A 13,797-nucleotide genomic window follows, 5' to 3' on the forward strand; every position below is an offset into this window, starting at 1 on the left:
ATATAATAACTACCATGACGCGCCTTCCCACCATCTGGCTTGCCAAATTCCTCCGGGTCGCAGTTCGCTTAACAGGTAGGAACAGCGGATCGGCGCTGCCAGGTCTCGTGGTTGAAAAGATCAGCCCAGACTTTCTCGAACAGATGTGCGGTCGCCTGCCGCTGGGGGTTGTCGTTGTGACAGGTACGAATGGCAAGACGACAACTACTAGATTGCTAACCCATCTTCTCAGTGGGCAAGGTCTCAGGGTACTAAGTAACCCATCCGGTAGTAATCTGACTCGGGGAGTAGTAAGTACGATAATAGAACACTCAACTCTAGCTGGTAGGCTTGAATACGATGTAGCTGTCTTTGAACTAGATGAGGCATTCTCGCCTCACTTTACAAAGATAGCCAGACCCAAGTTATTGATCGCGCTAAACGTTCATCGTGACCAGTTAGATCGCTACGGGGAGATAGATAGCGCCGCCTCTCTTATTGCTCGAGCAGCTAGTCATGCCTCTAAGGTGTTAGTCAACGGTGAAGATGATCTATTGGTCGAACAAATAAAACATACCCGCCCAGAGTCGAAGATCTTAGAGTTTACGATGTCCACAGAGCTTCGGGCGACCCTAGTCACAGAAGACACCTTCAACATCGCGAAGAAGCAGGTGCATCGAATGGTAATGACGTCCTTTGCGCAGCTCACCGGTAGCACCAAGAAGCAGCAGGGGCGGCAAGTCTTTGACGGTGTAGTTGGAGGCGATCATGTTCATGTTACGTTACCTCTGTTAGGAGTTCACAACGCATTTAACGCTCTTGCTGCGCTAGCAGGTTTAAAGATTGTGCTTCCTAAAGTTAACCTCGCTGATGCCTCGGCAGTCCTTGCAGACTTCAAGCCTGCATTTGGGAGAGGTGAGTCGCTAACCGTCAAAGGCCATAAAGTAACCGTGGCGCTTATCAAGAACCCCAGTGGCTTTATGCAGAACTTACGCACATTCGTTGATCCGACTGTCGATAAAATTCTGATCATCATCAACGATCGTTATGCTGACGGTAGGGATGTCTCTTGGCTCTGGGATACTGATGTAAGCAATCTGCGCAACTTTAAGGGTGAGATTTACTTGGCTGGAAGGCGTCGGTACGACATTGCACTACGCCTAAAATACGAGGGCATAACTCATCACGTCATTGAGACTTCGGACGCAGCAGAAGGGCTTAGGACACTTGTAGATACGAAGGGTGAAGCCCATCTCCTCATTATGCCGACGTACACAGCCATGCTATCTGCGCGAAAATGGCTCGCAGACCAGAAAGGAGTGAGGGACTTATGGTAAAAGAGATGGAAATTACACTCTGTCACCTCTATCCATACAGCATGAACATCTATGGTGACACTGGCAACATGCGCACTTTGGAGTATAGGCTAGTAGCTCGGGGATTTAAGGTAAATGTTCTGAAGGCAGATATTGGCGACAAAATATCTCATGAGGTGGATATTATTGTTGCTGGCGGTGGCCAGGATTCCGGTCAGCTACATGTTAAAAGTGATCTGCACAAACGTAAGAAGGAGATTCTCTCTCTCCATGACGACGGTGTTGTTTTCCTAACAATATGTGGTACATATCAGTTACTTGGCCACCGATTTACGACGCATAGTGGGGATGACATTACTGGTCTTGGGGTGTTCAACCTGCAGACAAAGGGTTCGAGTGAGCGGCTCATTGGCAACATTGTTGTTGACTCACCATTCGGCACTCTTGTAGGGTTTGAAAACCACAGTGGGCTTACATATCTTGACGATGATCAACAGCCACTCGGCAAGGTTCTTAAAGGGGCGGGTAACAACGGCCAGACGGGTGATGAAGGAGCTATATCTAAGAATGCATTCGGCACATATCTACACGGGCCCATACTCCCCAAGAACCCAAAGCTTGCTGACGAACTTATCCGACGTGCCTTGAAGCGCAAATATGGTTTTTCAGATGAACTTGTCGAACTTGATGATAGGGAAGAGAATAAAGCAGCTGCAATTGCGCTCGAACTCCCTCGGTAGGTCTAAGTCATAAAACCTGCTACAATAACGGCAGAGGTGTAATAATAGAACAAATATGATTCAACTTTTCGGCTCAAAGACGAGAGTAAAGCTTCTTCATCTCTTTCTGAGTAACCCCGACCGCTCCTTTTATGTTCGTGAAATAACCCGAAAGATCGATGAACAGATCAACTCTGTACGACGTGAACTCGCCAACCTTCTCAACGTAGGTGTCATCAAGAGTGATAGTGCCAATAACAGGCTTTATTACACCGTTAACCAGAAGTATCGCTACTACAAACCACTTCGTGACATTTTTGTTGATGAGACGTTCGAGAAAGCTTCCGCATCGACCTCAGGTGGGACGGAGAATGAATGGGCCAAGCGCCTCAAGCCACTTGGAGCTGTTAAGTTTGCCGTCTTAGGTGGAAGGTTTGTTCAGAACTCAAAGAGTGGCGTTGACCTTCTGATCGCCGGAGATGTGAACAAAACGCAGGTTAAGAAGTTTGTCAAAGATCTCGAGCAAGAAGAAAGCGCCGCACTAAACTATACTGTAATGTCCTATGAGGACTTTTATTACCGGCTTAGTATTAAGGACCTCTTCGTCACCTCTATAGTGAGTGATAAGAAGATCATTCTGCTTGATACTGAACATGTTTTAACCAAAGAGGGATAAGGAGACCTGACGGATGGAGTTTACGTATAGAGGGGCTAATTGTATTCAAATTGCTAGCAAGGGAGGCACGCTACTAACGGACCCTAATCTTGAGTCATTGGGCCTGAAAGATACTGTGTCGGGGAAAGCCGATGTCCTGTTGCTCACCCAGGATCAGTTCAAGCCTCTCACAAAACTCGAGAAGGCATTCGTCATCGAGACTCCCGGAGAGTATGAACTAAAGGAGTTTGCAATCCAAGGTGTGGCGGCTCGCGCCTACTCTGACGAGGCGGATAAACATAGTGCGATTATCTATAGAGTCCACGTGGGGACGATCAACGTTCTCATCCTAGGCCACATCTTCCCTGAATTAACCGAATCACAACTGGAGGGGATAGGAGTCATTGATATACTTGTTGTACCCGTAGGTGGCAATGGCTATACGCTCGACGCAGCCCAAGCCTCGAAGCTTGTTCGTCTTATCTCGCCCAAAGTGGTTATCCCTACACATTACGCCGACGCTCATCTTAAATATCCCGTCGAACAAGCTGGCATAGACGAGTTTGCCAAGGATCTTGGGCTTACTGCTAGCGTCGAAGAAAAGTACAAGATAAAAGGAGACTCTCTTCCGGAGAGCCTCACCTTGGTAGAGCTCAAAAGGATCTAAGTCGTTTGAGGTGTGGGGCTATCTGTTTTGATCTCTCTGGCGGCAGGGGAGCTAGATAGAATCCCCTTCTTTTTCATAGTTCGAATGGCCTGGGTGCTAACCTTCATGGTTACTTTACGACCGTCAACGATGAATGTTTTCTTCTGTAGATTAGGCTTCCATACCTTCTTGGTGTGGCGCTGCGAAAAGCTGACATTGCTGCCATACTGTTTGCCTTTACCGGTGATTGCGCATACCTGTGCCATGTTCTCGCTCGAGTTGTAATTGATCAGGAAGATTATAGCTGTTTTAAGAGGTAGGGTCAAGGGTCAATCATTGGTACCACTTCGGTCCCCTCAGTTATCTTTGGTATACTATGTAGTGATGTTCGGTGGTCTTACAACGAGTCAGTTGCTGATATACGCTGTCTCTTTAATCATTGGCTTGACGATGCATGAGGCGATGCACGCCTTCGCAGCTCGCTGGCTAGGTGACACAAGCGCAGAGGATAGCGGTCGTTTGACTCTTAACCCTCTGCGCCACATCGATCCCTACACGACCATTCTAATGCCCATCATCTCCCTCTTGGTCCTACATGTACCATTTCTTGCTGCAAGACCTGTTCCGTTTAACCCCCATAGACTCAGGTATCGGGAGTACGGTGTTGCGTTGGTTGGTCTGGCCGGGCCTCTAACTAACCTCGTCTTAGCTGCTATAGCCGGCATCTTAATCAGACTCATCATGCCAGATATCAACGGTCTCATCTTCGAATGCCTCTATATCTTCGCAATCGCTAACACGGCGATATTCGTCTTCAACATGATTCCGTTTCCTCCACTTGACGGCTCCCGAGCTCTCTACGCCGTTGCTCCCGATGCCCTCAGGACCTTGATGGAGAGGATAGAAGCGATGGGGGTGGTCTCGATCATTATCGTTATGATGCTCTTCTTCTTTACACCAGTCGGTACTTTCTGCGAACAGGTCATTAGCTATATTCTTCAGGTCATAGTATGAGCCCTCTTCCCCAGATGATATAATTGGAAGTGCCCTACTTGAGCCAAGTTGTAGAGGAGGGAATGAACTTTCGGTTAACAACGAACTAGGGAGTCTCATATGGCTTTGCTCCGTGGAGCAGGGTTGCGGACACCCACCTTACTTTTAAGGGAATGTTCAGACCCCGATCTACTTCTTCAAGTGGGGTTCTTTCATATCTATAGCCTTTCGACTTCGGGGTGTAGCGCAGTTGGCTAGCGCGTACGGCTGGGGGCCGTGAGGTCGCAGGTTCGAGTCCTGTCACCCCGACCATTAATATAATGAAGACACAATGACAACGAAGTCGATGAGAAAATAGCAACGAGTTTATCTGTAAATAAGGAATAAATATTGTGAACAACCCAGTTGATGAGCTCGTTATATACACTGACGGCGGAGCAAGAGGAAATCCGGGTCCAGCTGCTTCAGGGTTTGTCATTATGACAGCAGACGAAGAAGTTCTAGAGGATGGAGGCGAATACCTAGGGGTCACTACGAATAATCAAGCAGAGTATCAAGCTGTTAAGTTAGCTCTTATAGCAGCCAAGAAGTACCACCCAACAGTTATACGGTTTAAGATGGACAGCGAACTTGTCGTCAAACAGATGAACGGTGTCTACAAAATTAAGAATCGCGATCTCTGGCCAATCCACTCATTCATCAAAGAGACGGCCCAAGAGTTCACCAAGGTTACCTACGAGCACGTGCGTCGGGAGTTTAATAAGCTAGCTGATGCCAAAGTTAACCAAATTCTCGATGCACATCGGGTTCTTTAGAGAAGTTGACGTTATTTCTGTTTATGCTAAAATAGTCTTTGTATAAGATTGTTGGGTAATCGCTTAACAATGTACGTTAAGAGGAAAGTCCGGGCAGCATAGGGCAAGGCAGTCGTTAACGGCGACCGGGGGCAACCCTAGGGAAAGTGCCACAGAAACGAAACCGCTTTGCTTCTTTGAAGTAAAGTAAGGGTGAAACGAGTGGGGTAAGAGCCCACAGCCAACTGTGGTGACATGGTTGGAAGGTAAACCCTGTCTGCTGCAAGGGAGGTTCGTTATCGCATATTTGATATGTTGGTGCCCGCCAAACGAACCGATTGATCCGCGTGGACCATGTGAGCAATCGCGTGGCTAGATAGATGATTACCCCAGACAGAACCCGGCTTACAGACAATCTTGTCGACTAAAATACACCTTATCGCTAAGGTGTATTTTTTATTCCAAACCTATTTGAATGGAGAGCGGCCCTTATTTGGCGGTCTTTAGGACAGCCTCAAAAGCCTTAGGCTCGTTAACGGCTAGCTCACTCAATACTTTACGGTTAAGCCTAATATCGGCTTTCTTAAGGCCTGACATGAGCTTGCTATAGGTTGTGTCGTGTTCATGTGCGGCGGCGTTTATACGGATAACCCACAACTGGCGCAAATCTCGTTTTCGTGTGCGACGGTCTCTGTAAGAGTACTGCAGGGCACGAATGACGGCTTGTTTGGCTAGGCGATATGAAGATCGTCTAGCGTGTTGCATCCCCTTAGTCTGCTTAAGGATCTTCTTGTGCTTACGATGGGCGGTAACGCCTCTCTTAACTCTCATTTCTAAACTCCTAATGCTCGCTTGATATTGCGATTTTCACCACCCGAGACAGTGGCCGGAGTAACGATGTGGCGCTTACGTCCGCCGCTTTTCTTTTCAAGAAAGTGGTTCCCATTCTGGCGTCGTCGTATAAGCTTTCCGGTAGCGCTAAGCTTGATTCTCTTGGCTGTCCCGCGGTGTGCTTTTTGCTTTGGCATTGCCGCTACTCCTAATTACTGCTGATAGATTTCTTCCCGCTAGCTGTGGCTCTTGGTCTACGACTGCAACGTCCTCTAGGGATTCGATAACCCTGCGGATCAGGGCGAAACCAAGTTCTTGGTGGGCCATCTCGCGACCGCGGAAGAGAAGACTGATCTTTACTTTGTGGCCTTCCTCTAGGAATTCACGTATCTTGCGAGTCTTAATGTTGAGGTCGTTTGTACCTATCTTAAGACCAAACCGTATCTGTTTAAGTTCACTTACCTTGGCGCTACGCTTGCTGCGTTGCTGCTCTTTCATCTTTTGGTAATTGTACTTGCCCCAGTCGACAATCCGAGCGACAGGTGGGTCTGCAAGAGGGGAGATCTCAACTAGGTCAAGTTCTGCTTGTTCCGCTCTCTGCAAGGCCTCTGTGCGACTCATGATCCCGATCTGCTGCCCATCAGCGTCGATGACTCGTAGCTGGGGTGCTCTTATCGCTTCATTGAGGCGAACATATGGTTTACTGATACGTCTCTCTCCCAGAGTAGATATTATTAGTTGATAGCCTTCGGGGAAGTATTGTAGCAGATATCATTTCAAATCGCAACAGAGGTGAATAATCTTAGGCTTTGAGAGTGTCTTTTGGAGCACCTACGGATTGACTGATTGCGCATAAGTTTATATAATAACGTCATGGGGCTGACAAGCTTCGACGTGAGGACCTTTACAAGTTATCTTGCAAGCCGACTGTACGACGTTAACGTACAAAATTAAGTGCAAACACACTTTCAAGCAAGCTTGTTAACGCTGTAGCTACAATTAGGGAAGGCTTTGCCGACCTTATGCGTGTGCCTGCGTTCCAGGTTGCCTAACTTACCATTTAATCTTATCTGGTAAGCATCGGCTCATTGACGTCAGATAAAGAAGGCCGGTGTCATATATCATCTGACTTGGTTCTATTCATCACCAAGGGGATAGAACGACATTTACTTGGTAGGCAGCTTTGTCATTTTGGTTATTTCTAGACATCGCTGTTTCAAAGCCCAAATGACCTAAGCTTGTAGTAGGATAGCCAGTAACCTTTCGGACCGGGGTGCGATTCCCCGCAGCTCCACCAATATTTAGACTCGCATCTTTGTGGAGTCTTTTTATTTTTGTTCGTAATTTAAGAACCAAAAGTTTCACTAGCAGGCATATCCGAAGTGAGTTGGTGGATGACCAAATTAACGATTTTGATCACCCAAAATACAATAACGCGCGGACTTTATTTGTAGCTGGATTACATTCCGCTAAGTCGCGATTTTTAAAAAACTTTTGCGGTTTCAAAACGTGTGGATGAGCATTCTGTGACTACAAAACGCGAACCAACCCAAAGCTTTAGATAGACAAAAAAGTGTACTCAAAATTGTTCGATTTGTATCTGTAGAAATTAAAAACAACGGCCTGCGAGTAGCCGTTGTTTGTTGTGTTTCAGTTTTTGTTTTTGAGCACTTTATTTATTCAGTGCTACGCCCATAATATCTACCAGCGTAAGCAGTGTCAATGCTTTTTTCGGAATATTTTTTAACTGTGTATAACTTGTGGAAAACGATTTATTTAGAAACGATGCTTTTGTAAGCCCGCCTGTGCTGCGGCACGTTCCATATCACGCTTCTTAATGACTTCACGTTTGTCATATTTTTTCTTACCACGACCAACTCCAAGTTCGATCTTTATGTATCGACCGGCTAGCACAGTTAGTGGCACAATTGTTAGGCTTTCACCACGTTTTTGGTCGAGCAACGCGAGCTCATGCTTTGACACAAGCAGCTTACGCGGTCGATCGGGGTCGGGCAGTGTCTGACCTTTAGCCAGGGGGTAGGCGGTGACCTGCATATTGTAAAGCCAAAGTTCATTGTCTTTGACTCGCGCAAATGCCCCTTTGAGACTCACCAAACCTGCTCTGACGCTCTTAACCTCGGGGCCATACAACACAATACCTGCGCTAATAATGCGCTGGATCTCATAATCAAACCGGGCTCGTCTGTTCTTCGCTACTACTTTCATGTCGATGACCTACCTGACATTACTTGTTCAATTCTAGCACCTTGTCTGGTGGTAGAGGAGTGAGATCGACTAAGAGAGGAATGATGTGATTTATAACAGGGGCGGGTTTGAACTAATCAATTCTTCTATCTACCATTGACATTCAAAAACGTTTATGCTAACCTGAGTTCTGAGAGTACTTCAAAACAAAAACCAATTCACATCTCTTTGGTAGAGGCGAGAGCGATTAACAGAGTGCAATAGCATATCTTGGGGTTTTAATGCTACTGTGCTCTGCTAATAGCGGGGCGAAGTTCTCCCTAGACTTTAGAGAGAACGGTCAGTTTCACTGCGATTGAGCAGCAAGCGCTAAATAGTCTATATACATGAGCGGATTTGCTGCTCTTTTGCTATCCTTATCATTTTGGTCGCGGTCACTTATAATCTCTAGAAGCTTATGCTACCAGATTATCTACATTCCATATTCGGCGAATCAGTCCTTCGGAAGATATCGTTTCGGTGGTCTTTCCTGATCGGCTCTTGGATTGTGCTCTTTGGCTCAGTCGTATTCGTTATGAACTCACTCAACCCTAATAATCTTGGCCCAGATGGTATTCTGTTATTCTTCGCCCTTATGTATCTGACTATTCTTGTAACAGTAGTGATTCTGATGAGGTTGACTATCAAATTTACACGATTTGGCGGCCGTGCTGGCTGGAAGCCGACAAGGGCTAAGCGGATATACCTCTCGAGCATCATTGCTCTCGCTCCTGTCATGCTTATCGCTCTTAACACTCTCGGACAACTTGAAACCCTCGACATTATTTTGGTTGCAGTCTTTGAGGTGATTGCGCTTTTTTACATACAGCGTCGAACATAAGACGCAGCAAATCTTAACCCAGCGATTTATAGAGGCTATTATGCTATAATCGCCACTGATGGAAGAGCAACGAAATACGCCGGGGGTTCTGCCGCCGATGCCAGAGGCTCCTCGCCAGTCCGGACAGCAAGAAACATCGCCGTATCCTTACATGGCTGGTAGCCCAGCAGAAGCCGGTAGACAGCCAATGCAGGGCGGAGAGCAGATTATGCCGGGTGAACGTGTCGGGGCTCCTCAGGGACCGTCACAAGCAATGCCTATGGCTCAGCAACCCATCGTCCAACCACAAGGCCTTGTGCCCGGTGCTGTGCCGCTTGATAACTCTTCCCAAGATGATACCAGTCAGAATCCTACAGTCGCGAACGATGTTGATGTGATTGAGAAAGAGTGGGTCGAGAGAGCAAAGGCAATCGTTGAGAAGACCCGCTCAGATCCTTATATGCAAGAGCAAAAGGTAGCAGAAATGCAGTCGGACTATCTCAGGAAGCGATATGGCAAGGAGCTGAAAGTAGAGAAGGTATAACGTGATAAGAGAGCTATCGTGGGACTACTAACTACATTAGCTATCGTCATTCTCTTCCTTTTCGGAAGTGGTCTGGGTGTCTTCTGGTATTATCGCAAGATTCTTAGGGAGGCAAAGAACTACGAACGCGGTCTTAAGATGATTCCTCTCCTGATTCATCTTCCACCAGCTAGTGACGACCTGGAAGTAGGTGGTCGCGATACAAGAGACGTTGTTGAAGAGACAATATCGCATGCCCAGGTCCTCTATAATATTGTATCTAGCACAGCGACTAAAGGTTTCAAAAGTAACTTCTATGGTCAGAGACACCTGGCTTTCGAAATAGTTGCCAATAAAGGACTCATTCACTACTACGTTGCGGTACCAATCGGCTTGATTGATGTTGTCAAACAAGCTGTAGTTGCCGCATACCCGACAGCTCGTCTCGAAGAGGCAAGCGAGCACAACATTTTCAGTCCTGTCGGCAAAATCACCGGCACGATAGGAGGAGAGCTCAGTCTAAAGAAGTCGTTTGCATATCCGATCGCTACCTACCAGGAGACCAAGCGTGACACTATGCAGGCGCTCCTGAACGCTCTCTCGGCGCTCAGTGAAGAGGATGGAGCGGGTGTCCAAATTCTGTTACGTCCAGCGGGCGAGACGTGGACTAAGTCAGCCCTAGCGGTTGCCTCTAAGAAGAAGAAGGATAAGGGTGCCAAAGGAAATATCACCTTTACTGGCCTTCTGAAAGAGGTCGCTCAGGCCCCATTTAAAGCACCAGAGGCTAAAGAAGCTAAACCGGAGGACAAACAACTCTCATCACTTGAGCAAGCACACGTGGACTCTATTGAAGAGAAGACTCGGCATCCCGGCTATGAAGTGCTTATACGGGTCATTGCCTCATCAAATACCGCACAACGTTCTCAGACTATCCTAAAGAACATCATTGCGGCGTTTGCACTCTTCGACGCTCCCGGTAGAAACGGCTTTAAGTTCAGTTCGGCCAAGAGTATTGAGGAATTCGTAACGGCCTTTATCTTCAGGTTCTTCCCACCCGAAATTAAGCAGAATATCCTTAATAGTGTCGAGCTGGCTACTATCTTTCATCTGCCAGATCAACGAAATACAAAGACGTCACAATTACAACGTCAGAATTCAAAACAGGTTGACGGACCTCAGAACGTTCCGAAAGAAGGGCTTCTACTTGGCTACAACATTTACCGTGGGACCAAGAAAGAGATCAGAATTGATGAGCTTGATCGCCGTCGACATGTATACATCGTCGGGCAGACTGGTACGGGTAAATCAAGCCTACTAGAGAATCTCGCTCTCCAGGATATGCTCGATGGTAAAGGCTTTGCTTTCATTGACCCTCATGGCGACGTCGCTGAGGCACTACTGAATATGGTGCCAAAGGAGAGGATCGAAGACGTCATCTACTTCTCACCAGGTGATATGGAATATCCAATGGGTCTTAATCTTTTTGAGTTCAAGAGCTCTGATGAGCGAGACTTTCTCGTCCAAGAGGCAATCAACATGCTCTATAAGCTGTATGATCCGCAGCACACCGGTATCATGGGTCCACGATATGAGAGTCTCTTTAGGAACGTCGCCCTAACTGTTATGGCTGACCCAGCAGGCTCATCATTTATAGATATCCCGAAAGTCTTTACGGATAAGGACTACCAGAAAGAGAAGATGAAGCATGTCACCGATCAAACCGTTCTCGACTTCTGGAATAAGGAAATGGCTCAGACAAACGACTACCACAAGAGTGAAGTCATGGGGTGGTTCGTTAGTAAGTTCGGCGCCTTCTTATCGAACGAGATGATGCGTAATATCATCGGTCAGACTAAGAGCGCTTTCAACCTGCGCGACATTATGGACAATAAGAAGATTTTACTGGTCAATCTCAGTAAAGGTAAGCTGGGCGATCTCAACCAGAAACTACTCGGTATGATCTTCGTCATGAAATTCCAAGTAGCCGCTATGAGTCGTGTCGACACGATGGAAGAGGATCGTCAGGATTTCACTCTCTACGTCGACGAGTTTCAGAACTTTGCTACTGACTCCTTCGCAGAGATATTTGCTGAGGCTCGAAAGTTCCGGCTAAGCCTCGTTGTTGCTAACCAGTTCATGACCCAATTGACCGACCAGGTTAGAGAGGCAGTTATAGGTAACGTCGGCACCGTCATCGCCTTGAGGCTCGGTACGACTGATGCGGAACAGATAGTAAAGAAGTTTGCACCGGTATTTGACATACAAGATCTCGTGCACTTGCCGAACTTCGAGGCGATTGCTCAGGTCATGATCCACAACGTCCCCTCAGTATCTTTCAGTATGTCCCTTATACCACGACTGGGCCACCCCAACCCCAACCTTGGGAATGCTCTCAAGAAGCTTTCCAGCGCAAAATATGGTCGTCCTCGGGCAACAGTCGAAAAAGAGATCTTTGATCGTCTTGCGTCACCACCGTCTGGCACTCCTTCACCTCTTGGCAAATCCACAAGCCCATTTGGCCCGCCTCCTGCAGGGGGAGGGACGTATCCTTCATACGGTTCGCGAACGGGTACTAACGCTTTGCCCGCAGGTGGTGGTTTTGGCTCTTCTACCATGCCCGCAAGTGATGCTACTGGTACGTCGTTCTTGGATGACTGGTTGGCCAAACGACCAGTACAAAAACCTGCCCCAGCAGCAGCTACATCTCAGTCTAAGGTTGCAGAAAATACAACTACAAGTATGAATCCAGCACCAAAGCCTCAGCCCAAGGTCGACCCCTTAGCTGAGGCTGAAGACGAAAAGGATGAACTCAGCGAGCTAGAAAGCGAGATTAACGCTCAGGCAGAGAACAAGTTACTCGGTAGTCAACAGAGCCAGCAGCCGAGCCAGCCGGCACAAGAACAGCCTCAGGAGCAAGTACTGTCGGTACCTAAACCAAAACCTGCCGAAGAAGACGGGTTTGCTGGCGAACTAGTTATTCAGAGAACTAAGAATAACAACCAAAACAAGTCTTCATAGGATTGTCTAAGCGTCAGATCTAGTCTTCCCCAGCAGGATGCGTCCAAGATCTATGGCTATACCAACGATCCAACCTGCGGCGAAAAGAACGTAAAACTCAGAACCTCTCAGTGCAAAACCATTATCTCTAGCGGCCAGATAGAGTGAGAAGAGGCCAAAGAACGCAGTAATGCCTCCGATAAGAAGTGCAGTAGGTCGTGCCAGCGATCTACTGGTGATGTCGCTGAGAATCTCTACTGGTCCGATGTGAATGAAGCGGCTGAAGCTTCTGCTAATAGGTCCCATCTCTTTTTGGATGGAACTCATAGTCATGCTAAAAGAAGTTTCTTTTCGGAGTGAAAGCATTTGAGACTCGTGCGAGACGGTCGAACTCGTCTCCGCCCCCCTTGTTTTATGGACGGACTTTTTAGATTGCTCCATTATTAAACTCCTTCCGGATCAGCTTGAGCTCCTGACGTATCTGCTGGTCTCTGAATTCAAAGTAAAGCGTCAGGATAAAAATAACACCCAAGATAACCAAATTGGTGTTCTTGCTGACAACCGGCAGGTTGTTGACGAAGTTCTCGGCCTTCTTGGTGTCGGAACAGGCAAGTGGCAGATTAGAGCTTGTCATGTCGAATGAAACAGTCAAGGAACAGTTATAGAGACCACCAGAGCGAGGATAGCTAGGCGTCCTATTATCTACAAGAATGACAACTTGCGAGATAGCTGTCTTTTTAGCACCGACAGTCAGATCTTTCCAGCTTAACGTCTGGTTAGCTTGATCAAGACTAGTGTCGGCAGGTGATCCATAGATGGTGCTGTAGTCAAGTAGGCCGCCCATAGCCCAGGCGAAGTTAAGTTTGATCGCTGAGGAAGTGGCATTATGGATAGCAAGATTGTACTGGAGACGGTCGCCAGGTTGGATGGTGTTGTGAGTTGTGTTTGTCAGGTTGTTGATAGTGAATGAACCGGACACACCTGCCGGAAAGCTATAGCCCGCCAAGTCACCCGGGGCTTTCAGAAGCCCGTGATGAGCCGCGTCAAGCGTAGGCGTAATACTTTGTAGGTTTGGTGCGTAAGTCACGCGAGATGGCTTTAGAACGACGAATAACTGCACGATTATGGCTAGGACAATGAAGAGCAAACCTAGCCGGCGAATAGTTAGTCGGCTCTGCAACTTGCTTGCGTACAGTCCCAGTTGGCCGAGAAGGGTCGGGCTAAATGGCAGACCTGACACCAGTTTCCGAAATAACATTTTTGTTTTTCACCTCAAGTGA

Annotated in this window: 16 protein-coding genes, 1 tRNA gene and 2 other RNA genes; 12 read left to right on the top strand and 7 right to left on the bottom strand. The window is 47.4% G+C overall.

The window, feature by feature from the left end; genetic code table 11:
• The first annotated feature begins 14 nt into the window (after positions 1 to 14).
• Genes VGS28_03710 through VGS28_03725 form a run of 4 tightly spaced genes read left to right on the top strand, consistent with a single transcriptional unit; the run spans position 15 to position 3,336 of the window.
• Positions 15 to 1,316, top strand: coding sequence for a MurT ligase domain-containing protein (locus VGS28_03710; protein ID HEV2412882.1), 1,302 nt, complete (start codon positions 15 to 17; stop codon positions 1,314 to 1,316).
• Positions 1,317 to 1,321: 5 nt separating this feature from the next.
• On the top strand, positions 1,322 to 2,035 hold the full coding sequence (locus tag VGS28_03715; protein HEV2412883.1) for a glutamine amidotransferase: 714 nt from the start codon (positions 1,322 to 1,324) through the stop codon (positions 2,033 to 2,035).
• Positions 2,036 to 2,090: 55 nt separating this feature from the next.
• Positions 2,091 to 2,690, top strand: coding sequence for a transcriptional regulator (locus VGS28_03720; GenBank protein HEV2412884.1), 600 nt, complete (start codon positions 2,091 to 2,093; stop codon positions 2,688 to 2,690).
• 13 nt (positions 2,691 to 2,703) lie between these two features.
• The gene (locus VGS28_03725) at positions 2,704 to 3,336 is read left to right on the top strand and encodes an MBL fold metallo-hydrolase (GenBank protein HEV2412885.1); all 633 of its coding nucleotides are present in this window, start codon (positions 2,704 to 2,706) and stop codon (positions 3,334 to 3,336) included.
• Here the strand turns inward: VGS28_03725 and rpmB are convergent.
• Positions 3,333 to 3,641: a 50S ribosomal protein L28 gene (gene rpmB / locus VGS28_03730; protein ID HEV2412886.1), complete on the bottom strand. Its 309-nt coding sequence runs from the start codon at positions 3,639 to 3,641 to the stop codon at positions 3,333 to 3,335. The genes VGS28_03725 and rpmB overlap by 4 nt on opposite strands.
• A 58-nt stretch (positions 3,642 to 3,699) precedes the next feature.
• On the opposite strand from rpmB, the gene VGS28_03735 reads away from it, so the two are divergent.
• From VGS28_03735 to rnpB, 4 genes are all read left to right on the top strand, one after another.
• On the top strand, positions 3,700 to 4,329 hold the full coding sequence (locus tag VGS28_03735) for a site-2 protease family protein (GenBank protein ID HEV2412887.1): 630 nt from the start codon (positions 3,700 to 3,702) through the stop codon (positions 4,327 to 4,329).
• 214 nt (positions 4,330 to 4,543) lie between these two features.
• Positions 4,544 to 4,620 (top strand) — tRNA-Pro (locus tag VGS28_03740).
• Positions 4,621 to 4,700: 80 nt separating this feature from the next.
• Positions 4,701 to 5,123 (top strand): ribonuclease HI family protein, encoded by a 423-nt coding sequence (locus VGS28_03745; protein HEV2412888.1) that lies wholly within the window; start codon positions 4,701 to 4,703, stop codon positions 5,121 to 5,123.
• Positions 5,124 to 5,166: 43 nt separating this feature from the next.
• An RNA gene (rnpB, locus tag VGS28_03750) (RNase P RNA component class A) lies at positions 5,167 to 5,526 on the top strand.
• A gap of 65 nt (positions 5,527 to 5,591) precedes the next feature.
• Here the strand turns inward: rnpB and rplT are convergent.
• Genes rplT through infC form a run of 3 tightly spaced genes read right to left on the bottom strand, consistent with a single transcriptional unit; the run spans position 5,592 to position 6,701 of the window.
• The gene (gene rplT / locus VGS28_03755; GenBank protein ID HEV2412889.1) at positions 5,592 to 5,933 is read right to left on the bottom strand and encodes a 50S ribosomal protein L20; all 342 of its coding nucleotides are present in this window, start codon (positions 5,931 to 5,933) and stop codon (positions 5,592 to 5,594) included.
• Between the two features lie 2 nt (positions 5,934 to 5,935).
• On the bottom strand, positions 5,936 to 6,130 hold the full coding sequence (gene rpmI, locus VGS28_03760; protein ID HEV2412890.1) for a 50S ribosomal protein L35: 195 nt from the start codon (positions 6,128 to 6,130) through the stop codon (positions 5,936 to 5,938).
• Positions 6,081 to 6,701 carry a translation initiation factor IF-3 gene (infC, locus tag VGS28_03765; protein HEV2412891.1) on the bottom strand — a complete coding sequence of 207 codons (621 nt, stop codon included), beginning with the start codon at positions 6,699 to 6,701 and terminating at the stop codon, positions 6,081 to 6,083. The genes rpmI and infC overlap by 50 nt, the downstream gene beginning before the upstream one ends.
• Before the next feature lie 107 nt (positions 6,702 to 6,808).
• Here infC and ssrA point away from each other — a divergent pair.
• Positions 6,809 to 7,230, top strand: a transfer-messenger RNA (tmRNA) gene (gene ssrA, locus VGS28_03770).
• Between the two features lie 479 nt (positions 7,231 to 7,709).
• Here ssrA and smpB read toward each other — a convergent pair.
• Complete coding sequence (smpB, locus tag VGS28_03775; protein HEV2412892.1) at positions 7,710 to 8,159, bottom strand: SsrA-binding protein SmpB; 450 nt, start codon at positions 8,157 to 8,159, stop codon at positions 7,710 to 7,712.
• A gap of 436 nt (positions 8,160 to 8,595) precedes the next feature.
• On the opposite strand from smpB, the gene VGS28_03780 reads away from it, so the two are divergent.
• The 3 genes from VGS28_03780 to VGS28_03790 are packed head-to-tail and all read left to right on the top strand — an operon-like array spanning position 8,596 to position 12,538.
• On the top strand, positions 8,596 to 9,018 hold the full coding sequence (locus tag VGS28_03780; GenBank protein HEV2412893.1) for a hypothetical protein: 423 nt from the start codon (positions 8,596 to 8,598) through the stop codon (positions 9,016 to 9,018).
• A gap of 58 nt (positions 9,019 to 9,076) precedes the next feature.
• Entirely contained in the window at positions 9,077 to 9,541 is a 465-nt protein-coding gene (locus tag VGS28_03785; protein ID HEV2412894.1) for a hypothetical protein, read from the top strand.
• A gap of 18 nt (positions 9,542 to 9,559) precedes the next feature.
• A complete protein-coding gene (locus VGS28_03790) occupies positions 9,560 to 12,538 on the top strand; it encodes an ATP-binding protein (protein HEV2412895.1) in 2,979 nt (992 codons plus the stop codon).
• Positions 12,539 to 12,544: 6 nt separating this feature from the next.
• Here VGS28_03790 and VGS28_03795 read toward each other — a convergent pair whose 3' ends face one another.
• Together VGS28_03795 and VGS28_03800 are read right to left on the bottom strand one after the other, a co-directional pair.
• Positions 12,545 to 12,844: a hypothetical protein gene (locus tag VGS28_03795; protein ID HEV2412896.1), complete on the bottom strand. Its 300-nt coding sequence runs from the start codon at positions 12,842 to 12,844 to the stop codon at positions 12,545 to 12,547.
• A gap of 100 nt (positions 12,845 to 12,944) precedes the next feature.
• Complete coding sequence (locus tag VGS28_03800) at positions 12,945 to 13,775, bottom strand: hypothetical protein (GenBank protein ID HEV2412897.1); 831 nt, start codon at positions 13,773 to 13,775, stop codon at positions 12,945 to 12,947.
• Between the last annotated feature and the right edge of the window lie 22 nt (positions 13,776 to 13,797).

The organism is Candidatus Saccharimonadales bacterium (assembly GCA_035945435.1).
Taxonomy (GTDB): domain Bacteria; phylum Patescibacteriota; class Saccharimonadia; order Saccharimonadales; family DASZAF01; genus DASZAF01.

Excerpts from the sequence above, each read along its gene's own strand:
- VGS28_03710 (HEV2412882.1), top strand. The coding sequence starts at position 15 with ATGACGCGCCTTCCCACCATCTGGCTTGCCAAATTCCTCCGGGTCGCA.
- VGS28_03715 (HEV2412883.1), top strand. The coding sequence starts at position 1,322 with ATGGAAATTACACTCTGTCACCTCTATCCATACAGCATGAACATCTAT.
- VGS28_03720 (HEV2412884.1), top strand. The coding sequence starts at position 2,091 with ATGATTCAACTTTTCGGCTCAAAGACGAGAGTAAAGCTTCTTCATCTC.
- VGS28_03725 (HEV2412885.1), top strand. The coding sequence starts at position 2,704 with ATGGAGTTTACGTATAGAGGGGCTAATTGTATTCAAATTGCTAGCAAG.
- VGS28_03735 (HEV2412887.1), top strand. The coding sequence starts at position 3,700 with ATGTTCGGTGGTCTTACAACGAGTCAGTTGCTGATATACGCTGTCTCT.
- rplT (HEV2412889.1), bottom strand. The coding sequence starts at position 5,933 with ATGAGAGTTAAGAGAGGCGTTACCGCCCATCGTAAGCACAAGAAGATC.
- rpmI (HEV2412890.1), bottom strand. The coding sequence starts at position 6,130 with ATGCCAAAGCAAAAAGCACACCGCGGGACAGCCAAGAGAATCAAGCTT.
- smpB (HEV2412892.1), bottom strand. The coding sequence starts at position 8,159 with ATGAAAGTAGTAGCGAAGAACAGACGAGCCCGGTTTGATTATGAGATC.
- VGS28_03780 (HEV2412893.1), top strand. The coding sequence starts at position 8,596 with ATGCTACCAGATTATCTACATTCCATATTCGGCGAATCAGTCCTTCGG.
- VGS28_03785 (HEV2412894.1), top strand. The coding sequence starts at position 9,077 with ATGGAAGAGCAACGAAATACGCCGGGGGTTCTGCCGCCGATGCCAGAG.
- VGS28_03795 (HEV2412896.1), bottom strand. The coding sequence starts at position 12,844 with ATGAGTTCCATCCAAAAAGAGATGGGACCTATTAGCAGAAGCTTCAGC.
- VGS28_03800 (HEV2412897.1), bottom strand. The coding sequence starts at position 13,775 with ATGTTATTTCGGAAACTGGTGTCAGGTCTGCCATTTAGCCCGACCCTT.